This window comes from Prevotella vespertina, assembly GCF_009728485.1.
In the GTDB taxonomy this organism is placed as follows: Bacteria; Bacteroidota; Bacteroidia; order Bacteroidales; family Bacteroidaceae; genus Prevotella; species Prevotella vespertina.
In genome coordinates, this window is sequence record NZ_VVIQ01000016.1 from 25083 (window position 1) to 47720 (window position 22638).

19 protein-coding genes are annotated in these 22638 nt (G+C 44.8%); 8 read left to right on the plus strand and 11 right to left on the minus strand.

The window, feature by feature from the left end; all coding sequences use genetic code 11:
- Positions 1–6: 6 nt before the first annotated feature.
- On the minus strand, positions 7–822 hold the full coding sequence (locus F0475_RS11165) for a DUF3822 family protein (RefSeq protein WP_155716693.1): 816 nt from the start codon (positions 820–822) through the stop codon (positions 7–9).
- Between the two features lie 340 nt (positions 823–1162).
- On the opposite strand from F0475_RS11165, the gene F0475_RS11170 reads away from it, so the two are divergent.
- From F0475_RS11170 to mobV, 5 genes are all read left to right on the plus strand, one after another.
- The gene (locus F0475_RS11170; protein ID WP_004341056.1) at positions 1163–2386 is read left to right on the plus strand and encodes a site-specific integrase; all 1224 of its coding nucleotides are present in this window, start codon (positions 1163–1165) and stop codon (positions 2384–2386) included.
- Entirely contained in the window at positions 2383–2772 is a 390-nt protein-coding gene (locus F0475_RS11175; protein ID WP_004341058.1) for a hypothetical protein, read from the plus strand. Before F0475_RS11170 ends, F0475_RS11175 begins: the two co-directional genes overlap by 4 nt.
- Before the next feature lie 470 nt (positions 2773–3242).
- Complete coding sequence (locus F0475_RS11180; protein ID WP_004363971.1) at positions 3243–4490, plus strand: primase-helicase family protein; 1248 nt, start codon at positions 3243–3245, stop codon at positions 4488–4490.
- An 11-nt stretch (positions 4491–4501) separates the two neighbouring features.
- Complete coding sequence (locus F0475_RS11185) at positions 4502–4918, plus strand: hypothetical protein (protein WP_004363970.1); 417 nt, start codon at positions 4502–4504, stop codon at positions 4916–4918.
- A gap of 220 nt (positions 4919–5138) precedes the next feature.
- A complete protein-coding gene (mobV, locus tag F0475_RS11190) occupies positions 5139–6500 on the plus strand; it encodes a MobV family relaxase (protein WP_155716694.1) in 1362 nt (453 codons plus the stop codon).
- Between the two features lie 36 nt (positions 6501–6536).
- Here the strand turns inward: mobV and F0475_RS11195 are convergent, their stop codons facing one another.
- Positions 6537–7196: a hypothetical protein gene (locus F0475_RS11195; RefSeq protein WP_234423004.1), complete on the minus strand. Its 660-nt coding sequence runs from the start codon at positions 7194–7196 to the stop codon at positions 6537–6539.
- Positions 7197–7536: 340 nt separating this feature from the next.
- Here F0475_RS11195 and F0475_RS11200 point away from each other — a divergent pair, with 340 nt between their 5' ends.
- The 3 genes from F0475_RS11200 (at position 7537) to F0475_RS11215 (ending at position 9966) form a co-directional block, all read left to right on the plus strand.
- On the plus strand, positions 7537–8322 hold the full coding sequence (locus F0475_RS11200) for a class I SAM-dependent methyltransferase (protein WP_064972251.1): 786 nt from the start codon (positions 7537–7539) through the stop codon (positions 8320–8322).
- Positions 8323–8713: 391 nt separating this feature from the next.
- On the plus strand, positions 8714–9220 hold the full coding sequence (locus tag F0475_RS11210; RefSeq protein WP_155716697.1) for a CidA/LrgA family protein: 507 nt from the start codon (positions 8714–8716) through the stop codon (positions 9218–9220).
- Positions 9217–9966 carry an LrgB family protein gene (locus tag F0475_RS11215; protein ID WP_009435308.1) on the plus strand — a complete coding sequence of 250 codons (750 nt, stop codon included), beginning with the start codon at positions 9217–9219 and terminating at the stop codon, positions 9964–9966. The genes F0475_RS11210 and F0475_RS11215 overlap by 4 nt, the downstream gene beginning before the upstream one ends.
- 101 nt (positions 9967–10067) lie before the next feature.
- Here F0475_RS11215 and F0475_RS11220 read toward each other — a convergent pair whose 3' ends face one another.
- The 9 genes from F0475_RS11220 to F0475_RS11260 all read right to left on the minus strand — a co-directional run bounded on the left by F0475_RS11220 (position 10068) and on the right by F0475_RS11260 (position 19092).
- Positions 10068–11168: an Mrp/NBP35 family ATP-binding protein gene (locus tag F0475_RS11220; RefSeq protein ID WP_155716698.1), complete on the minus strand. Its 1101-nt coding sequence runs from the start codon at positions 11166–11168 to the stop codon at positions 10068–10070.
- A gap of 6 nt (positions 11169–11174) precedes the next feature.
- On the minus strand, positions 11175–11561 hold the full coding sequence (locus F0475_RS11225; protein WP_155716699.1) for a hypothetical protein: 387 nt from the start codon (positions 11559–11561) through the stop codon (positions 11175–11177).
- A gap of 165 nt (positions 11562–11726) precedes the next feature.
- A complete protein-coding gene (locus F0475_RS11230) occupies positions 11727–12950 on the minus strand; it encodes a BaiN/RdsA family NAD(P)/FAD-dependent oxidoreductase (protein ID WP_155716700.1) in 1224 nt (407 codons plus the stop codon).
- A gap of 365 nt (positions 12951–13315) precedes the next feature.
- Positions 13316–14581, minus strand: coding sequence for a hypothetical protein (locus tag F0475_RS11235; RefSeq protein WP_155716701.1), 1266 nt, complete (start codon positions 14579–14581; stop codon positions 13316–13318).
- A 450-nt stretch (positions 14582–15031) separates the two neighbouring features.
- Positions 15032–15673: a hypothetical protein gene (locus F0475_RS11240; RefSeq protein ID WP_155716702.1), complete on the minus strand. Its 642-nt coding sequence runs from the start codon at positions 15671–15673 to the stop codon at positions 15032–15034.
- 272 nt (positions 15674–15945) lie between these two features.
- A complete protein-coding gene (locus F0475_RS11245; RefSeq protein WP_155716703.1) occupies positions 15946–16608 on the minus strand; it encodes a ParA family protein in 663 nt (220 codons plus the stop codon).
- Positions 16609–16642: 34 nt separating this feature from the next.
- Positions 16643–17356 (minus strand): hypothetical protein, encoded by a 714-nt coding sequence (locus tag F0475_RS11250; RefSeq protein WP_155716704.1) that lies wholly within the window; start codon positions 17354–17356, stop codon positions 16643–16645.
- Positions 17353–18114, minus strand: coding sequence for a hypothetical protein (locus tag F0475_RS11255; protein ID WP_155716705.1), 762 nt, complete (start codon positions 18112–18114; stop codon positions 17353–17355). Before F0475_RS11255 ends, F0475_RS11250 begins: the two co-directional genes overlap by 4 nt.
- Positions 18115–18378: 264 nt before the next feature.
- Positions 18379–19092: a hypothetical protein gene (locus F0475_RS11260; protein ID WP_155716706.1), complete on the minus strand. Its 714-nt coding sequence runs from the start codon at positions 19090–19092 to the stop codon at positions 18379–18381.
- Between the last annotated feature and the right edge of the window lie 3546 nt (positions 19093–22638).

The following is a 22638-nucleotide window of genomic DNA, read 5'->3' on the forward strand; positions in this document are numbered from 1 at the left end:
TTTTGATTAATCCAGATAGATGGCTTTGATATCGTAAGGAATATCCTTCCTTTCTGCCAAGGCATGATGTTGTGCGAAGTCATCCGCCTGCTCCACCACGCGAGAGAAGCGCAGATACTTAGCCAGTTCCTCGGTGAGCAGCTCCGCTTGTGGCATATCTCCAATCAACAAGAGTTCGTCTTGTTGGGTATCCAAACCCGTCAACTTCCATATATATAATAGGTAGTAGAGGGCATCTTGGGCGTTTTCTGTTTCGTAAGTATTGGCAAAACGAAATCTATTCTGCTGAAAGCTAAACACTTCCATACGCTTTTCATGGAAATAGGCATATAACTTTCGGCGTGCTCCAGCGTATGTTCTACGATAGAGATGCGTCCAGACAGGACACATCAAAGGCTGTATGCGTATGTCTTCGAAGTGATCCTCGATAACGAGCCTCAAGTCTTTATTCATTGAGAACACCGTTACCACATTCAGTTCCTTTAGTTGGTAAGCAAGCACCTCATCGTTCCCCTTGTGATGAAAGGTGTGATAATAAAGCGTATCCACATCCTGCGTTTCATACTCCTCAATGGGCATGAGCATAACAGGAGAGTCCATCTGAACAAGCACCCGTTTGTATCCACTCTGCAAGAGTTCCGATGTTCTAAATGCGTCCCGAAGGTTAGCAGCCACCGAGATACCCGTATTCATTTCATAAGGCTCGTATGCCAAGACACCATTCTCTTGTGGGTCTCCAACGGAGAAGGTCATGTTATTACGACCAATCCTTATGGTTAATCGAAGTTTCTTATCGGATATCTTGTTATCAATCTCAGTCATTCTGATGGGGACATAAACGTTTTTAAAATATCTGCAAACTTACTAAAAATCGCTGTAATATTTGCAGGAAATCGGAAGTTTAACGCAATTCGGCTTGATTATTAGGGCTATACGGTGTAAATCGCAGCAAATCCGCCACCTGCCACGAGGCAGGAAAATGCGGATTATTGAAACAGAAATGTTTTCAAATCGTTACCCGAAAGCAGGATAATTACCTCCGCTAAAGAGGAGAAAAACAGCGGTTTTCCGTGCATCCGTTGCTGTTGCTCTATTGCTCTATATTTTGCATAGCAGGGTTAGGCTCTTTCATGTTTAATTTTGCAACCAAAAAGAAAAGACAATGGCAAGAAGCACATTCAAGGTGCTGTTCTATGTGAACGGCAGCAAGGAGAAAGACGGCATCGTCCCCATCATGGGACGGGTTACAATCAACGGCACGGTGGCTCAGTTCAGCTGCAAGCGCACCATCCCAAAGGAGTTGTGGGATGTGAAAGGCAACAGGGCGAAAGGCAAGAGCAGGGAAGCCATCGCCACCAACCTCTCGCTCGACAACATCAAGGCGCAAATCATCAAGCACTATCAGCGTCTTTCCGACCGTGAGGCGTTCGTCACGGCGGAGATGGTGCGCAACGCCTATCAGGGGCTGGGCAGCGAGTACGACACCCTGATGAAAGCGTTCGACAGGGACTGCGCCTCTCTGTTCAAGCGTGTGGGTAAGGACAGGAGCATGGGAACATACAAGGTGATGCTCAGGGCGAGGAACAACACGGCGAGGTTTATCCGCCACAAGTACAACCGCAGCGACATGTCGATGCTGGAACTCACCCCCGACTTCATCAGGGACTTCGCCGTGTACCTCAGCACGGTGAAAGGAAACAGGAACGCCACGATATGGATAAACTGCATGTGGCTCAAAGGCGTGGTGATGCGTGCGCACTTCAACGGCAAGATACCGAGAAACCCGTTCGCGCAGTTTCATATCAGCCCGAACACGAAGGAGCGTGCGTTCCTCACGGAGGACGAGTTGAAGACACTGGTTTCGCACGAGTTCAAGGACAGCCATTCCGCCTTCGTGCGTGATTTGTTTGTCTTCGCCTCCTTCACCGCCCTTTCCTTCGTGGACTTGAAGGAACTCACCACCGATGAGATTGTGGAGGTGAACGGCGAGAAGTGGATACTTGCAAAAAGGCACAAGACACAGGTGCCGTACCAAGTGAAACTGCTCGATATACCCTTGCAAATCATCGACAGATACCGACCGTTCCAGAAGGACAACTCCATATTCGGGGACATCAACTACTGGACGGTCTGCAAGAAGCTCAAAAAAGTCATCAGCGAGTGCGGGATAACAAAGGACATCTCCTTCCATTGCGCAAGGCACGGCTTTGCGACATTGGCTCTGAGCAAGGGCATGCCGATTGAGAGCGTGAGCCGTGTACTCGGACACACGAACATCGTAACCACACAACTCTATGCGAAGATAACCACCGAGAAACTCGACACCGACCTCTCCATGCTCGGCAGCAAGCTCAACGCCTCATTTGGCAATATTAAGATGGCATGACAATGAAAGGGAAAGACATAAGCAGCAATGCCCGTCGAATAATCACGATAGACGAGCACGGGAACATCGTCATACCCAACGGCGAAATATGGATGGGCGAGTTTGAGATTGCCGACCTGTTTGGCGTGTTCGGACATACCATCCACACGCTGGTCAAGAAGATATACAGGGATGGACTGCTGCACCCCTGCACGGCAGAGAGGAACATCAGGGTGGCGGAGGGTCGCTGGCTTGATGCGTACAGCCTTGAAATGGTCATAGCCCTTGCGTTCCGTATCAGGTCGCAAAGGGCAAAAAGGCTTTGGGAGCATGTCATCGCAATGCTGAACGAACGGCACGAAAGGTTTGTCATGCTCCTTCCTGCACGGGCAGGCAGTCCCTGCTGAAACGCCTTGACAGAGGTTTATAGAGGTTTATCCCCTTGTGTCGATGGGGGAAATAAACCTTTTTCTTTTTGGGTGGTTGAAGGGCAGGGATAACAGTTAGGGACGAGTCGTATAGGACTGCCGAGAAAAGAAAAACATACCGAACACAACTTCTTTTATTTTGATGAATTGATGAATATTGATATAATATGATTGAATATCAAGCGATTGCAAGTTCATCAACATATCATCAGACGCTTGCGAACGATGAAAGAAAAAGGCATTTTCCCTTTTTCAGCAACCCTCGACAAATCCTGCAAAATTATCCTCCTGTTCCCCTCAATTATTGCTCCGCACCTCCCTGCTTTCCCCTGTTTTTATTCCATTCCGTTTTTCTTTCACCGTTCCGCGCCATTCTTCACAAGTAGTTTTCCGAACGATGTCCGTAACTTTGCACGATGCTATATATCAACCATTTAAGCAAGAAAGAAATGGATAAGAAAAACAATGACGGGCTGCTGGAAGATATGCCCGAAAAAAGAAAAAAGGACGGGGCTTTCGTCCGTGTGGGCACAACGCTCTACAAACTTGCAGACATGCCTCTTGTCGGAGGCGGTTTTGTAAGGAAGCGCATCGTGTGGAACAACGAGACGCTCCGTCAGGACTACGGCAGGGACTATCTGGCGACCGTCCCGAAGTATGACGGTTTTTGCACCGTCCCCGACCATGTGAACTATCAGCCCGTAGTAGGCAGTTTCCTCAACCTCTACGAGCCGACGGGGCATCATCCGAAGCAAGGTGTGTTTCCCCATATCGAGGCATTGGCAAGGCACATCTTCGGGGAGCAGTACGAACTTGGCATGGACTACCTGCAACTACTCTACCTGCAGCCCATAGAGAAACTGCCCATCCTGCTGCTCGTATCAGAGGAGCGCAACACGGGCAAGAGCACGTTCCTCAACTTCCTCAAAGCCCTCTTCGGGGGCAATGTAACCTTCAACACCAACGAGGACTTCCGAAGTCAGTTCAACTCGGACTGGGCAGGGAAACTGCTCATCCTCGTGGACGAGGTGCTTCTCGACCGCAGGGAGGACAGCGAGCGGCTCAAGAACCTCAGCACCACCCTTTCCTACAAGGTGGAGGCGAAGGGCAAGGACAGGGATGAGATTTCATTCTTCGCCAAGTTCGTACTATGCTCCAACAACGAACGTCTACCCGTCATAATCGACACAGGAGAGACACGCTATTGGGTGAGGAAGGTGGGGAGGATAGAAAAGGACGACACGGACTTCCTGCAAAGGGTAAAGGAGGAAATACCCGCCTTCCTCTATTTTCTCCAGCACCGCACGCTCTCCACGAAGAAAGAGAGCCGCATGTGGTTCAGTCCCGAACTCATCCACACGCAAGCCCTGAGCAGGATTATACGGAGCAACCGTAACAGGACGGAGGTGGAGATGGCGGAAACCTGCCTTGAAGTCATGGACTGCATGAAAGCGTCCGCTTTCTCTTTCTGCATCAACGACATGCTCCTTCTGCTGAACTGCGCAGGCTGCAGGACGGACAGGACGCAGGTAAGGCGTATCGTGCAGGATATATGGAAACTCACTCCTGCCGAAAACACGCTCACCTATACGACCTGCCAGCCGAGCTATGACAACATGCGCCCATATACGGAGATTAGGCGCACGGGGCGTTTTTACACCATCGGCAGGAAGCAGTTGGAGGAAATGCAGGGATAGAGGAATCGGAAATGATGAAACTCCACTTTGACAAGCGGCTTGATGAGGGCATGATGAAAGCATATTATGTTGATTTCCAGATTATTGGAACGACATTCATCAATTCATCAGAATTTTCATCACTCCGACTTCGGTGGGAAACGGCAGTGGCATTACAGGCTGAAACGGAACAGGCAAGACACGCTGATATAAGCAACAGAAAAAGGCAGTCACGGCAAGCCGTGCATTCTGTATTTCCAAGCATGCAGGGTATTCAGATATTCGGGTGCAGTCCAAGTATGCCTTCGGAGAAACAAGTCCAATCGGCAGCACCGATGGAGAAACCGTGGGGACTTCAGGTTATAAGGGAAAGAAGTGGCAGGGGCAAATGCCCACGTGGTAAGCACGGTACGGATATTTTCAAAAGAGAAAATACCGTAGCTTATTAGGGGATTTTCCTCACGCTTCACTCCGTGTCCGCTGAAAATCTCCCAATAAGCCAACGGGGTTGCACCCCTCTGGACACCCCTGCCGAGCCTGTCGGCATAAAGAAACGAGCAAGCCGAAAGGAAGTCTTTCCTCCTTTCAACGATTGTCCACCGACCGTATCTAAGGACATCAAGGCAACGAAAACAAGATAATGACAACATTAAAAAAAGACAAAAGGATATGGGATATTGCGTATTGCATTTGGAAAAGGCAAAGGGAGCCGACAGCGGAATGTCGGCTCACATCGAGCGCACCATCGTGCCGAAGAACATAGACCCTACGAGAACGCACCTCAACCGTGAGTTAATCAGGTTTCCCGACGGTGTGTGCAACCGCACGGCTGCCATACGCCACCGCCTTGACACGGCAGGGCTGAAACGCAAGATAGGGAAGAACCAAGTACAGGCAATCCGCATCGTGCTGAGCGGAACGCACGAGGATATGGAACGAATGGAAAACGAAAGGAGGCTCGGAGAGTGGTGCGATGACAGCGTGGCGTGGCTGAGAGAGACCTACGGGGCGGACAACCTCGTGTCGGCAGTCCTGCACATGGACGAGGAAACACCGCACATCCATGCCACCGTAGTGCCGATAGTGCAGGGTGAGCGCAGGAAGCAGAAAAAGGAAGAGAAGGCAAAGCGCAGGTACAGGACGAAAGCGACAGCCCCACGCCTCTGCGCAGACGAGGTGATGAGCCGTGCCAACCTCATCAGGTATCAGGACACCTACGCCGAACACATGGCGAAGTACGAGCTGAAAAGGGGTGTCAGGGGCTCGACAGCCAAGCACCTCTCCACGCATGAGTATTACCGCAATCTCATCACGCAGGGCGAGGACATACAGGAGAACATCGCCAACCTGCTGGCAAGGGAGGCGGAAGCACGGTGCATCATCGAGGAGGCGGAGCAAGCCAAAATGGAACTCGCACGCATCAAGGCGGAGAAAAAAACGGTGGAACTGAAAAACTCAGCTACCAAGACCGCCACAGCAGCACTCAACGGCATCAACTTCCTGTTGGGCGGTAATAAAGTGAGCAGGCTTGAAAGCGAGAACAGGCAGTTGCATGGTGAGGTGGCGGAACTGAAAGAGAGCATCGGACAGATGCGCACGGATATGCAGAAAATGAAGGAAAGCCACGTCGCCGAGCGGTTGCGGGCATCGGAGCAGCATCAGCGTGAAATCGGCAATCTCAGGCGCATCATCGACAAGGCAAAGGAATGGTTTCCCATGCTTGCCGAGTTTTTCCGTATTGAAAGGCTTTGCCGTTCGGTCGGATTGTCAGAGAGACACACGGACGAACTCCTGCAAGGCAAAGTACTCGTTGTTACGGGGAAACTGCATTCTGATGAGTACAGGCGTTCGTTCGCCGTTGAGAAGGCACGCTTGCAGGTGGGCAGGGAGGAAAGGGATGGCAAGACCGTACTCGACCTGCTCGTGGACAGAGTGCCGATTGCCCGTTGGTTTAAGGAGCAGTGGGAGAAATTCAGACATTTGTCCGTCCATTCCTCCCAAGAGAACAGGAGCAAGGGAGTGAGGCTGTAACCGTGCCTCCGCATGCTCCACTTCCTTTCCTGCATCTCACTCCATGACTTTCTCAGGCAAGGTTGCTTCCTTATAAGTCATTTCCGCCATGATATGCTCTTCCATGTCGTGTTCGTCAAGAAAGACGGGACAGATGAATTTCTCTTCATTCGGAAGAAGTCCGAGCCTGCCTAATCTCCCGAGTTTTTCCAAAGCCTCTTTCTTGTTTTTCCCTGTCAAGGTGAAATCACGGACAATTCCCTGTTTCTTGCTTTGCAGGCGCAAGTTCGTCGGAACGCCGTCTTTCATGACAATCTCATATACGCCCGAGAGAACGGCAGGACTGACATACCGATAGAGAGTGGGCTTGTAACGGCACAGATAAAAAGAATGCGCTGCGTTCTGGACAAGGAAAAGTCCCGAAACTCCGCTTCCTATTGACCATACAGGGTCTGAGCCTTCGTGAATTTCCAGTAACAGATAAGGCGGGAGGACTTTAACGGTCAGTTGCTGTCTTTCCTTTGTGAGGTTGTCGGTCAGTGAGACCTGAAATTCTCCCACTTGCAGGGCTTGGATTGAAAGAACACCTACATGCCCTGCCTGTTCGGGAGTTCTCGCATAGGCAATTCTAGCATAGTCCTTAAACGCATTGGAATTGCTTATCTGCAAGTCTCCACTGCCACTCATGATGAACACACGGAGCGTAGAGCCTTGCATGATTTCCCTATAAGGTTTATCCAATTGAAAAGAAGATTTCCTGTCCTCGTCTTGGGGATTGGAACAGGACGCGCATGCCAGCAGGAATGCCAAGAACAATAAAACAAAACAAGTTTTACGGTGTGCCATATTTACATCTTTTTTAGTCGTACCTCGCAAATATACGAATTTTCCCGCCATTCCGCAAACGAAAGAGCGGAAACTTTGGGTTGCACTCGTCCATATCGCATTGCCATATAATCATTTATAGGTATTTTTCATGGTAACGAATGAAACATGCGGTCTTATTCCATGATTATTGCTACCTTTGTCGTTGAAACCATAACACCCCTAAAATAAGATGCAGTCAAGACAACTTAACCGAAGACAGTATTTCAACGAACTCGCAACCACAAGCGAGAAGTATTTCATTCCTTACATCAAGCGGTACAGGCAGGTAGGGAAAGGCACGAAAGTGTTGGAGATAGGCTGCGGGGACGGTGGAAACCTCCTGCCTTTCTCACGCATGGGCTGCGATGTAGTGGGCGTGGATATGGCAGAGGGACGGATAAGGGACGCAAGGAAGTTTTTCCAAGAGAACGGAGCAAAAGGGCGTTTCATCGCCTCCGATGTGTTCCTGTTGAAGGAACTCAGGCATCAGTTCGACCTGATTGTCTGCCATGATGTGATAGAGCATATCGACGACAAGGAGGAATTTATGCACAAGTGTAAACAGTTGTTAAAAACCCGGGGGGTAATTTTCATGTCCTTTCCTGCTTGGCAGATGCCTTTCGGTGGGCATCAGCAGATATGCCGAAGCCGCTTCCTCTCGCACCTGCCTTTCTTTCACCTGCTTCCGACGAGATTGTATGAGCGGATATTGAGGGCTCGGAAGGAAGACGAGGGATGCGTCAGAGAACTGTTGAACATCAAGAAGACCAAATGCCCGATAGAGTTGTTTGAGAGGACGATGAGAAAGGAAGGCTTTGAAGCCATTGACAGGACTTTCTATTTCATCAATCCGCATTACGAGGTGAAATTCCACCTGCGTCCCCGAAGGCTGTACGCCGTGATAGGGGCAATTCCATATATCCGCAATTTCTTCACAACATCGTGTTTCTACTTCTTGAAATCGGCAGGGGAATAATTTTTTCCTTGCCTTGAAAAAATAAAGCAAAGAGTAGAATTGTTCGGGAATAATCATTATCTTTGTCGGAGATAAAGAGTTCTTTGCAAGCAAAACAAAGCAGTACACAGCAAATGGAACGGTTGCCAAATCGTTACCCCAAAATCAGCCAATCGCACAAGGTGCCCTTGTATAAAGGATTGTCGCTATTCTATCCAAAGTTACACAATTTATTTTGATTATGGTCGTTTTCTTCTTGATAAATGTCATCTATTTGCCTTCCAAAGGCTCCTTTCTGGGCTAGATAAGTGATAAGCTGGTTAAAAAGATATACCTTTGCAGCCACTTTTCTGCACTCTGTCAGATGATTATTCAGCGTTAAATGCTGTCATTGATATTACATCTTTTCTAAATGGCAATACAGTTTTTTGTTATCTTCGGATGCCTTGCATTGGGAGAGCTTATCGTATGGGCGACAGGAGTTAAGCTGCCGTCCAGTATCATAGGTATGTTGTTTCTCACCTTATTCCTTAAGTTGGGATGGGTAAAACTTAGTTGGGTTGAACACTTATCGGAGCTTCTTATCGCCAATCTGGGCTTCTTCTTCGTTCCACCTGGGGTGGCATTGATTCTTTATTTGGACCTGATTGAGAAGGAGTGGTTCCCTATTGTGACGGCAACTATCGTCAGTACGGTGCTCGTTCTAGTGGTTACTGGACACATGCACCAGCTTGTTATTAAACTAGAACGTCGAATGATAGCACTCGACTTACTACATCATCGTGCCCATAAGAGGCAGGCGGAAAAGATGAAGGAGATACTCAAAGAATATGCAGAATACACCGAGGAGGAACAGATTCTCACGACTGAAGCCTTGCAAGGAAAGGATATTATGGATGAAAAGGAGGCTAAGTTATGATTTCAATAGACCAAACCATCAATCAGACGGTGAACCTCATTCAGGACGGACGGGACATCTTCTCTAATCAATATGTTATCCTGACGCTCACCTGCGGGACGTTCTTTTTGATCAAACGACTACAAAAGAAGACAGGCTGGATGCTGTTAAATCCCATCCTTATTGCTATCATTCTTATCATTATATACTTAAAGGTAACGGGTGTTCCCTTTCAAGTGTATAAGCAAGACGCACAGCTCATTGACTTCTGGTTGAAGCCTGCGGTCGTAGCCTTAGGGGTTCCTCTTTATTTACAGTTAGACGCTATCAAACGTCTTTGGTTGCCCATTGTTCTGTCGCAGCTAGTGGGCTGTTTGGTTGGAATTGTGAGTGTTGTCACAGTTGCCAAACTATGTGGTGCGTCGGATGTTGTCGTGTTGTCAATGGCAAGTAAGTCGGTCACAACCCCTATAGCAATGGAGGTTACGCAGAGCTTGGGAGGTATTCCTTCACTCACAGCTGCCGTTGTTGTCATCACAGGTATTATAGGAGCTTTGGTTGGATTCAAGGCTTTGGCGATAGGACATGTGCGTAGTCCGATAGCTCAGGGACTATCTATGGGCGCTGCTTCTCACGCTGTTGGCGCATCCACGGCGATGGCTTATAGCAGTAAATATGGCGCATTTGCCAGTCTTGGAATTACATTAAATGGTATCTTCACTGCGCTCTTCACCCCTTCTATCTTGCATTTCATCGGGGTTTCGTAAGGGCTGAACGAAATAAAAGAAAGTCTCACTAAGATTTCTATATACGATAGATTTCTTAGTGAGACTTTCTTTTTTTCATGCTTCAAAGGCGTTATCTCGCCTTAATTCTTTACCTCAACAATCTTCGTTGGGGCTTGTTCTTTATTCCGTCTGTTGACCACTGTCACCACAGACTGCGCCAGACTCAAGAACGCCTGACCGGTCACGGTGTCCACTTGAGAGGCTGCTGGTGTACCTTTATCGCCGTTTTCACAAATACTCTGAACGATTGGTATCTGTGCAAGTAACGGACAGTTGAGTTCTTTCGCTAGGTTCTTACAGCCGTCCTTACCAAAGATATAATACTTATTCTGCGGTAGTTCGGCTGGAGTAAACCATGCCATGTTCTCTACCAAGCCTAAGATTGGAATGTTAACCTTGTCGTTTCGGTACATATCAATGCCTTTTCTCGCATCGGCAAGGGCTACACTTTGAGGAGTGGAAACAATCACTGCACCTGTAATTGATAGTGTTTGCATCAGTGTCAAGTGTATATCACTGGTCCCAGGAGGCGTGTCGAGGATGAAATAATCAAGCTCTCCCCAATCGGCATCAGCGATGAGTTGTTTCAAAGCTGACGTCGCCATGCCCCCTCGCCACAGCGTTGCTGTATCGGGATTAACGAAGAATCCGATGGAAAGAAGCCGCACGCCATACTTCTCAACAGGCTCTATTAGCTGTCTACCATCCTTCTCAACGCCATACGGACGGACGTCTTCTACACCGAACATCTTAGGCATACTCGGTCCGAAGATGTCGGTATCGAGCAATCCAACCTTATACCCCAAGCGAGCTAAAGCGATAGCTAGATTGGCAGAAATGGTGCTCTTCCCCACTCCACCTTTACCCGAACTAACGGCAATGATATTCTTCACTTGTGGCAACAACTTGCCCACCTCTGGGCGAGGTGCACTCTTGAACTCGGTCTCGATGGTCACTTCTACGTCCTTCCCCACCGAGTAGTGAATCTGCGCCTCGGCTGCTTTAAGGGTCGACTTGAGGAACGGATCGGTCTCACGAGGGAATATCAACGTGAGCTTCACCTTGTTTCCATTAATACTCGGAGTATCTGCCAGCATCTCACTCTCTATGAGATTCTTCTTCGTCCCGGGGTAGATTACCTTCTCCAGGGCGTCTGTTATCAATTTTGGATATAGTGTCATAATCAATTAAATGTCTATTTCAAGATTCACATTCAGGCTTCGGGAGGCATCCCACTCCTCCATTGCTTGCTTCCAATCGGTCATCTCGCCCGACTCTATCGCACGTCGTTCTGCCTCCACCTTATCGCGTTCCTTATCACGAGCACGCTTCGCCTTCATATCCGCAATAGTAGCATCATCGAGTATTTGGATGGCTCCACGATCGATAGCCTCATAGAGTTCGGCTTCACCGAAAGCCTTACCAGGCACATTGAAGTCGGATATGTTAAACTCAAATAGCGTTCTGAGGTCATGCCGAACGAGCTTTTGTTTGGCTCTGTTACCCGCATTCTTCAATCGAAGTAGCTTCGCTATCTGTTTTATTTCGCTGTCTGCAAACTTATTTCTACCCATAGTTTTTATTTGTAAGAAAGCTCCGCTCACCAGCCCCTGTTCCTCCTTTCATCTCCCTGTGAAGCCTAGGAGGGTGAAAGAGGGAGATAGTGTGGGATGTAATTGATTATGCGAAGTTACTAAAAAGATTGTGAAATCACAAGTTTTCTATCATCTTTCAACGTATTACTGACGCCCCACAACAACCCCCATTGTCCATGCCGCTTGCAGATTGAAACCGCCTGTTATGGCATCAACATCCAACACTTCACCTGCAAAGAATAGTCCTGGACAATGCTTACTCTCGAGGGTCTGTGCATGAACAGACGACAGACTCACACCGCCACAGGTGACAAATTCGTCACGGAAGGTGCCCTTTCCAGCAATAACATATTGGTCGTTAGTCAGCGTCTCGATGATTCTATTCATCGTCTTACGCCCTATCTCTGCCCAAGGTTTGCATGTCTCAAGCCCTAACTTACTGATGACATAAGTCCACAAACGCTGCGGAAGACTGAAAGGGTGCAATGTCCCAATCTGTTTCCGTGGGTTCTGTGCCTGCAAACGGAGCAATTCCTCTTCCACTTCCTGCCGTTTCCTCTCGCCCGTCCAACTGATGGCTAGGGGCGAATGGTAGTCTTTCTCTGCCAGAAAACGGGCTGCGTAAGACGATAACTTCAGTGTGGCAGGACCGCTAACACCCCAGTGTGTGACCAACAATGCGCCCACGGAGCGCATTTTAGAGCCTGGTATCGACATCACAACAGGGTCGACAACGGTTCCCATGAGGTTGCAGAACGCCTTATCTCGTATGTTGAACGTGAAGAGAGAGGGCACGGGTGGCTCAATGGTATGCCCTAGTTCGGCAAGATAAGCTAGTCCACGTGCCTGCGGCGAACCGCCTGTTGTGATGATAACACGCTGGAATATGCGGTGAGAACCCTGTTGGAACGCTAACTGCCAACGCCCGTCCTCCATCTGCGTAAGTCCTGTCAGACGGGAACGGCAGCAGATGGTTACACCCAACCGAGTGGCTTGTCGTGTTAAACAATCCATCACTACGTGCGAATCCTGCGCCTTCGGAAAGACGCACTCATCATCCTGCGTCACCAAAGGAACGCCCCGTTGCTCGAACCATCGATAAGTGTCTTCATGATTAAAGGTGCTCATCAAGCGTTTCATCAGCTTGTGTCCACGTGGATAAGCCTGCTTTAAATCAGTGATGCGAGCGAAACTGTTGGTCACATTACAGCGTCCGCCGCCTGTCACCTCCACCTTTGCTAGCACCTTCAATGCCCGTTCGAAGATGGTCACCCGAGCCTCTGGATGTGTTTCCTTTGCCGTTATCGCTGCCATGAAACCAGCTGCTCCTCCACCGATAACAGCTATATCTAAATCTGTTTTAAGCATACTTATTCAATTCTAAATATAATGTTCAAAGAATCTAACGCCCCCACCCTCTCTTCGAAGCGGGGCTTTCCTCGTATGGAAGAGAAGCCTCCCCAAGCCCCTCCGAAGGAGGGGATGTATTCCCCCAAAACACTTCTTTCTGTCTAAAAGAGCCTCTTCTTCACGTGAAAAGGGCGTTTCCTTGCCTCGAAGAGAGCCTTTCCTTGTTTTGAAGAAACGCCCCCTTTGTATTAAGAGTGCCTTTTCCTAGCTAGCTCCCGTTAGGCTCTCCCCTCCCTTCGGAGGGGTTGGGGGAGGCTTTTCCATTCGGAGAGGGGTTGGGGGTGAGGCTGTAGTTGGTCGTCTGTTAGGCTTCTTCCTTATTCTCAATGAGCCATATAAAAGGCTGCACCTAAGGCTCCTTTATACTCCTCAACATCAATTCTATCTCCCTCCTGATAGGTCTCATACTCCTTTTTCGATACTGTTATCTCACCATCCTCTTGCATAGTTCCGCAGGAGGCAAAGCGCACTTTATATGCATGACTGCGTCCGCTCGTCTCAAACTTATCCTTCACATAACTGATGTGATGATCTGGTTCGGAGTAATCAAACGCTACGTTATAGGTTATGATGGTGCCAATCGCATAAAAGATAGCGAAGAAGAGGACAAAAATAAACTGCTCGGTTGGATTGTCCACACGTGATTTTGTGAAACTGAAGTTGTACCAGAGGAACGGAATAGAGACCACAACAATGCACAGAAGCATATAGGGTATGAGCGGATAAATGTCTATTATGTTCTCACGCAACGCTAAACACAACAGCACCAAAGACACTAAATAGGTACTACTAAACAATGTTGGGCGGTCGGTACTATCACGATATACATCGAAAAGTGCCGTTCCTTTCGACTTGATAAACACAATGCTCGCCAGCCAGGGCATTGCTGCTGCCGCCAAAAAGACGTATCGGTAATAGGGCATTGGTACGAAGATGAGGGCGACGGTGACGATGTTTGCAAGGATATTCACCGCTCGTGCCCATAGACGATTGCGTTCGTTCTGATTGAGCCGTTCGACTGCATTGGCTCCTAAAGAGCTATTCTGCCTTATCGCCTGGCGGTCTTTTCTCTTCTCACGGAGGAAGTAATTATGGAAATAACGCCCTGCCCAGCGTTCCACGTCATGGTAATCTCGATAGTAAACACCGAAGGTTATCTTCTTTCCTGCACCCTGATAGGGTACGAATTCGATACCATTCCCGTAAGAAGGTAGCACACTTTCAATACTATTGAAGAACAGAACTCGAGTGCCAAAGAGGGTTTCCTTGACGATTCTATCTTCATAGATATACACCTTATCACGCCTTGTATAGAGGATGGCAAATACTGGCAAAAGGAGGAGGATGAGCCCCATAAGTGTGGAGATATAATCGTGCAATGAGGCAGAACCATGTAAAATAGTGGTCAAAACGCCTGTTTGTACGGCATCATAGATGATTGCAATGCCGAAAGCAAAGAGTGCGATAGCAAAGAAATAGAGTATGATTTGTCCTGTAAGTGCCATCTTGTAGGGTCTTGCTACCCTACTATCTCCCCTCTTCCCGTCCGTTGCCGAGGCTGGAATCTGTATGTCTTTTCTATGTTCCATTATCAATGTTTTAATATAAAGAATAGCCTCACCCCCAACCAACTACAGCCTCTCCCCCTCTCCAACTACAGCCTCACCCCCAACCCCTCTCCGAATGGAGAGGGGAGTGAAGACTGTTGTTTGCAGATGAAGGGGGCGTTCCGTTGATGTGAAGAAAGCCTCTCCTTGATGCGAAGAAACGCCCCCTTCGTTTTAAAAAGAGCCCCCCTTTGTTTGTTGTCCTGCTATTTCAGCTTACGAGGCAGTACCTCGTAATACTTCGACCAGCCTTCCCCAGCCAACGTCCAAGCAATACTCCCCTCCTTTCGGAGGGGTCGGAGGAGACTTCCTCAACCATCCTCTCGTATGCAAACAGCAGTATTCACTCCCCTCTCCATTCGGAGAGGGGGCGGGGGTGAGGCTGTAGTTGGGCTAGTGGTGAGCCTGTATGGCTTGCGAGTGAGGCTTTCCTTACAGCAGACTCTCCCCAAAGATAGCGTTCTTGATGTCCTTCTCATGCTCGAAGACAAAGCGTGCCACGATTGCACTAAGGATGGCTGTCGAGGGGAGTTTGATACTCGTTGCCGACTTTAATCGGTCTAGTACGCTCTTCAAATTAGAGTCTATATATACCGTTGCAAGGCGTGAGTCACGCATTTTATAGTCTCGTGCCAGGTCGAGGAAGAGCTGCCAACTATCCTCACCGCTATCCTTTGCCATTGAATACTCACGTGCCAACTGCCTGCCCTCGGCCTTTGGTAACTTCTTTGCAGCTGGTGCCGTGCGGTCTTTCTCATCATTCACTGCATCGATTGCAGACACCTGACCAAACCGAGACTGCTGTGTTTCTGGTTCTGTCTCAGCCGTCTGTGTTACCTGATCAGTGGACTGCTCCACTACTGTCGGACGCTCGTTTTCCACCTGCTCTACTGCCTGCTGCACTTCTTCCTGTGGCTCTTCTTCCGTCTTATCAACGACTTCAACCTCCTCATTATCAGTCTGTTTGTCGTCAGCATTAGCATTAGCTACACTTGTATTTACTCTCTGAACGCTATGAGCCAAGTCTGCCATTGCACCCGGCATCACAACCATTGTTCTCTTCTTCTTTGCCATGTTTAATTCAAAATAGTATTTTTAAAAGTCAAAACTAAACTCCAACTAGCCTTACCCCCGCCCCCTCTCCGAATGGAGAGGGGAGTGATTAGATAGTGTGGAAACTGTTGCCTATTAGGTTTCAACCCTTCCTCTTTGGTTCCATCTAATCTCCTTTTCTTCCGAGAAAGGCTAATTAGACAATGTAACTTATCGTCATCATCAAATATCCTAACTCCCGCCTTCTGTACTATCTACTCCCCTCTCCATTCGGAGAGGGGGTGGGGGTGAGGCTATTTCATTCTCTTAATCATAAACTCAAACGCTTCTTTCACTGCACTCCGTTGCGTGGCTAGGAGCTCAAAAGTGTTCGTTCGCTTCAGAGTTGCACGACTATTTACGGCTGGAGTAACCTTTCCGAACTTGCCAAACACTTCATCAGTTTTCTCCCACATATCCTGCTCCTCCGCCGTACCAATACGTGGGTCAATGCGGTTAGGAACGAAGAAGAGCTGTGCATGCATTTGTGGGTTATGCTCGCGTAAAACGTTGATTACCTGTACAAAAGTACCTGTTGAGTCGAGTGTCTTATCCTCATATTCATAAGGACAAACGATGTAATCGGCTTCAACAAACAATGGTGCCAATCCGTCCTCACTGATGTTACCAGGGGAATCGAACAACACGAAACCGTCAACCTGCGATGCCGAATCCATCAACTCCTGCATGGTCTCGACGTCAGTAACATCGAAATCCTGCACGTTGTAAGGCTCATCTTCACCCTCATAGAGCTGTGCGTCTTTCTGACGTTGCATGAGGATGGTCTTCTGCAAGTCGGTATCGATGATGCAAACATCCTTGCCTTTTGAGGCGAGATAATTAGCAAACAGGATGCAGAGGGTGCTCTTCCCTACCCCACCCTTTTGGTTTGCAAATACTACTTTCTTATTCTTCATTATTGTTGTTGATATTTGTTTCTATTCTTATTAATTATATTGTCGTATTATTGTCACCTATCAGCATTTTCTTCCAAACCACTCCGATACCTATCACATCAGCGATAATAAAGATGGGAAGGGCATAGGAATAAACTTCTGAAATCCATCCTTTTACTCCCATATCAAGCCCCAGAAGGAAGATTAGAAACGAACCGATAACGACCAAGATAAGGGCTAACAACATCCATATCTGTTTGATTATCAGATGGTAAAGTTTGCCTCCTGTAAGCATTATTAGGCGTACAATGAGGAACAAATAGGCGGTTACTGCCACCCAACGGGATAGACTCACGATGGTTTTCCAGCTTATATAGAAGGCTTCGCCACTATAGTCTGCCTCGGAGAAAAGCTCTAAGGGCTTCACATCTGTTAGATAGATTGCACCGAAAACTACTAGTATCCATGATGTGTAACTAACGATTGTCCAACCACTTACAGCACGTCCCAAGCGGTGCGCCACACGTGCAAATACGGCGATCATAGCCATGAAGGAATAGCTCGCCAAAAGCTCTGCTATCATGGAGAAATGGTCGACAAGCGTGTTTTGTTCATCTGTGAAGATGTTGTCATTAACGATCTCTAACTGACTACCTAATGCCATTACGTCACCCAATACACCTAGGATGAAGAGCGAAAGAAAGGCACTCATCAGATTCTCTTCGAGCCTCGTTGCAGGCAAACAAGATATGATCTTTTCTTTTTTCATTCGTCTATTTCGTCTATAAATAGTTCTTCTTCGTCCTTTAATAACCACTGACCTTTAATGTAGTTATCCGTGCTAGGAGCATGTAGATGGGCTGCATCTAAGATATTCCTCCATAACACTCCGATATAGAGAACGACGGATAGATAGCACAGACATAATATAATTTCTAACATCAAAGGAACGTTATTGTTGGCTGCTCCCGGTAGACAGAATTGTATCAAGATGAGGAACACACAGAAGGCTGCTAACTGCTTAACAAACAATATCTTGAGGTGACCTTTACTCAAAAGGAGTGACCGACTGATTATGTAAACATAGCAGAGAAAACTCAAAGTAACGCATGTAAAATAAACTCCATGGCATGTATTCATAATGTCAGCATCGAACTCATTGCTCACAGAAGAGCTGAATGTAAGCGCAACGATGATATTGGAACAAAGCATGATCATCAAAAAGGTAGCAAACAGCCAAGCCCCTATTGCTATGCTCATCCAGCCTACATGCGACCGACCAATGCGATGGATAACAAGTCCAAAGAGGGTCATCAAGCCCGCAAACCCACAATTAAATGGGATGTTCGTGAGGGTCTCTAAATCCATTTGACTTAGCCCAGAACCATACCAGAAGAGCGTGTTCGGACCAAGAACATACACCATTGAATAGGCTATCATACCGATAATAAAGAGCGTAAGGAAGATATTTGAAGCTCTTTGCTCCCATTTCTTCACAGGTAGAAAAGTTATATCTTTGGCATCCATAACCATGTTTTATTATCTTTCAGACGGCTTACAAGAGCCTAATTGCATATTATTTACTTATTTTACTATCATTTTGTAAAGTTTACGCTACCCTTTTCTCCTTCATTTCTGGCGTTTTTTAAACCACCTTACCATCTACTCGCAAATACGAGAAATACAGCAGTTATAAATGTTGAAGAATCTTACTTTCGATTCAGGTAACGCCCTCCCCCACCTTATTTATATATATATTATACATAAAACTGTGCTGAGAAGCACACTTGTTTACGCTTGATTCGCATCTTCCTCATCGAGGTCCTCTTCTGTAATATCCGCTGACATCGAACCACGAAGGGCAATCGATGGAATCAAACCGAGCACGAAGACAATCAGTGTAAGGATGGTTCCGTAAGTGTCAATGGCTGTCATTGATAGTCCTCCAACCTCATTGTACATATAATAAAATACTCCGCCAGTTAGGAAAATGAGGATTGGACAAAGAATGATAGACATACCATACAAACGAATGGAGCCTCGGAACTTACGCACCAAACCGATTCCTAAGAATAGATTCAATAGTCCAATAACAACATTGTTGTAGCCTCGGAAGGTCTGAATCAATGCCTCCTCGCGTGGTGTCTCCATCATAATGTCGTGAGCAGGTAACAATGCTCTGTAACAAACAGCGGCTGTTCCCAGCACCGACAAAACCATAATCACAATCATAGCCAACTGCAAAAAGAAATGCTTACTATTATTCAGGCACCTGCGAAAAACCTCCCACATCACCAACTGAGTGGCGCATACAAGAATCGACTCTGCTATCTGAATCGCCGAAGAACTTTGAACAGTTTCAAAGGTCTCAGTCAATGATGTCATCCCATCAGTGGGTGCTCCTGTCCAGTGATCAATGCTATTCACCAAACTAAACGCTAGAAACAAACCAAGGCTCCAGTTGAGAGTTTCACTCTGAACAGATGATATTTTAAACTTCTTCATACGTTTTTATATATTTATGTTTTAGCCTTTCTAAATAAATAAACATCGCTTCGTTCATTTATATTAATGTGTATGCAAATATACACCTAAATACTGAAAGAAACAAATACATTCAAATGTTTTTGTTTGAAAAAGTAATGAGATAAATCATTAAAAACACATTTAAACAAACAAACAAACACTTATATACGTGTTTATTTGTTTATATATTTAGTTATTAAAAACGCTTATCTATATATCAAATAAGTATCTAAATAGATATTAGAAGTATTATTTTAACAAGAAGAAGATATTACACTTTTATATATTTAGATATATTTTCGGACGAAAGTGAGCCTAGAGAAATATATTATATATTTATTGATTCATATAGAAGAACGTTCTAATAAGAATAAAAGGAGGTTATACATTTATATAAACATGATACTAGAAAAAATCAAAGTAGGTATCTATTTTAGTATAAACATATATTTATACAAAGATACAAAAGTACGTTTTAACCTTTAAGAAGAGCCGAAAAAAAAAGGCAAGATATACACAAATAATTATTTATATATTAGTATATAATATTGTTTTTCAGTACTTTATAAGTATTAAAAGAGAATTTAAAAAGAAATAACAAATATATATCTTGATAATTGGAAATAGGTAAGAAATATAAAAGGAGTATAGCAGGAAACATTAAAATGAGGTAAAATTCAAACATAGGGTACTATTTGCAGATGAAAAGAAAAGTATATATTTATATAATAAAGACGTACTAATAACGAATTGAGAAGTATTTATAAAGATAAAGTAGAGCGTTTATAGAAAGACAAACAAGTAGTTTATACTTTTATACTTTTATATATTTAATAATAGAAGATAGACACAATCAGTATTATAAAAGTGTTTATATAAATACATACAACTGATAACAAATAAGCAAATAAGTATTTTTTTATTTATATATTAGTAGTATTTAAGAAGCAAGTAAACATATATTTAATTTATAATAGTATTATATTTATATATATATAAGCAGTTAATTAAAAGTGTAATAACATATTCAAAGAAAGAAGTAAACCCTTAGATACATATAAAAGGAGTGCGTTTTTAATATGTATATATAAATATGTTTTAAAACAGACAAGCAAAAGAATAAATACATATTAGTATTAATAAGGTAAAACAAAGAGCTTTGTAAGGAGGAAGTAAGTAGGGGAGAAGAAAGCGAAATGGTGTGCAGGAAGAGGAAAAGAAACAATGATAAATACATGAAAAGAGGGTAAAAAAAGAAGCTAAAGAGATTCCAATAAGTACATAAAAGCACTTTCAACGAAACAAAGAATGCCCAACTATAAAACCAAGAAGACACACCTGTAAAATAAAGAAAGCCAGCCTATAAAACAAAGGAAATTCAACTAAAAACAAAGAAGAACTCAGCTATAAAACAAAGAAACGCCTTCTTCAATGTAAGGAAAGGCTCTCTTTAACATGAAGGGAGGCTTTCTTTAAATAAAGAAAAGCACTTCCTGCATTGGTAATGAAACTTAGAAGGGCAATTAAAGGGTATAAAAGCCACAGAAATAACATCTCTTCTTATTCACAAGAAACGACTAACTATCTAGGAAAGAGTAAGATACTAATTTGAGAAATAGCTCTGATTAGCAAAATAAAACGAGTCCATTTAAATAAGAGAAAGGCTCTAAAAACTAAAGATTAAACGGCAAAAAAATAAAGAAAAAACATTCCTCTAAATAAGAAGAAATAACCCCCAAAAACTGAGATAACATCTATCTGGAGGGAAAAAGACGACAAAATAGTAAGGTTATAATGGGTATATTAAAAGGTAAGAAACGACAAATAGGGAGAGAAAACTTACTTACTTAAAACTAAGAAGTGCGACAAATAAGTAAGTTAAAACGCCTAGAACGATCAGAAAGAAGCATTTGAAAGACGACAAAAAAGGAAGTTCTTTGAGGAAAAAGGGCTTTGCGACAAATTAGGAAGATATTTCTTTGAGTGTAGAAGAGCATATAAAGAGTTGTAAATCAGTATGTTTACAAAGGCAATTAAAGCCAAACGGCGACAAAAAAGTGAATTGTTTGGGTTTCATTTAAACGTTTCGTACAATTTAAAAGAGCTAAAGTACTGTTATACAGAATAGTTAGTAAGGATGGAGAAAGGCATTCTTAAAGTAAATAAGTTCCTAATATGTCGCTTAAAACAAGGCTCAACTTGTATAAAAAATAAGCTCTTTTGGTAGTAAAAAGGGAATAATTCGACAAACAGGGAACAAAAAACTTAAATGAAACTAAGTATTAATTATAGAAAAGGAGACGTATTGGGAAGGTTGAAAAAACGACAGATAGGGAAGAAGAAAACGAATAACAAGACAAGAGAAAAGCGGCAGGAAAAATAGGAGAATATCGGTTAAGAAAATAAGAGGAAGATGCTCAATAGAGGATAAAAGGAATCTGACAAAAAATAAAGTTATCGAGAGAGAAGAGAGTAGGGGAGGGGTGATTAAAATGAAGTAGAGCATAAGATAAAATAAAGCTATCCGATTAAGAACAAAACACTTAGCGTTGAGTTAGTTAGGAATAAACCTATTAGAAGGATTAAAGACCATCGACAATAAGATTAGAAGTAAACCGACAGAAAAACGACAAAGAAACCATCAAGACTAAAAAAAGAAAGCGAAAGAAGCGGCGGAAAAAACGAACAGCAAGCACAAAGCAAGCACCCTTCAAGCAAAGTTGCGACAAATAGGGAGGGTCGCCCAAAAGCCCTTAGTAAAAGTCATCTCCACACAGGCAAATATCTTTTTAACCCTTAACTTAAAAACTTCTCATCGAGTTAGATATCGTTAGTTAATCAATTATAAGATATTAGTAAAGGTGCTTTAAGATACTGAGATACAATGAGTTGCAGGGTTAACTACCGACAAATTAGTAAGTTAGCGACGACAGATTAGTAAGATGGAGGCGACAGATTGGGAAGGAGCTTGCGACAGATTAGTAGGTAGATGATGGATGTGTTCGACGAATGAGGAGCATTGGTTCGACGTTTAGGGAGACTCTTGTCGATATTTGCGAATAGTTATGACAAAATAAGGAGAATCTTAGTTTTAATAAAGGAGATGATTGTCTTTTATGTAGGATGTTGTCTTTAAAAGGGTAGGGGAGTTCGTGATGTGATGTAGAAGATAATCATTTGTAAACAACTTATTGCTTGATAGTTACAAAAGAAAGCGTTTTTAAGATCGACAATAAGGGAATATTTTATGTGAAGAGAGGTATGCTGAGATACGACAAAAGGGTAGGTTTTTGAAAAACCTTTACTTGCTTTGGGGATAGGGGAGGGTGATGAGTGAGGCAGATGGGGCTGATTGGGTGAATAGAGAGGCATTGGAAAGTCGCCAAACCAGTTGGTTATCCATCATTTTAAAGGCTGGATTTTGAATTATGAGAATAATTGCTTACTTTTGCCTAATGATATACAATGCTCATGCTAGTGCTTAGCAATGTGGCAGACAAAGGTTCGCTCTACAACAACCAATGC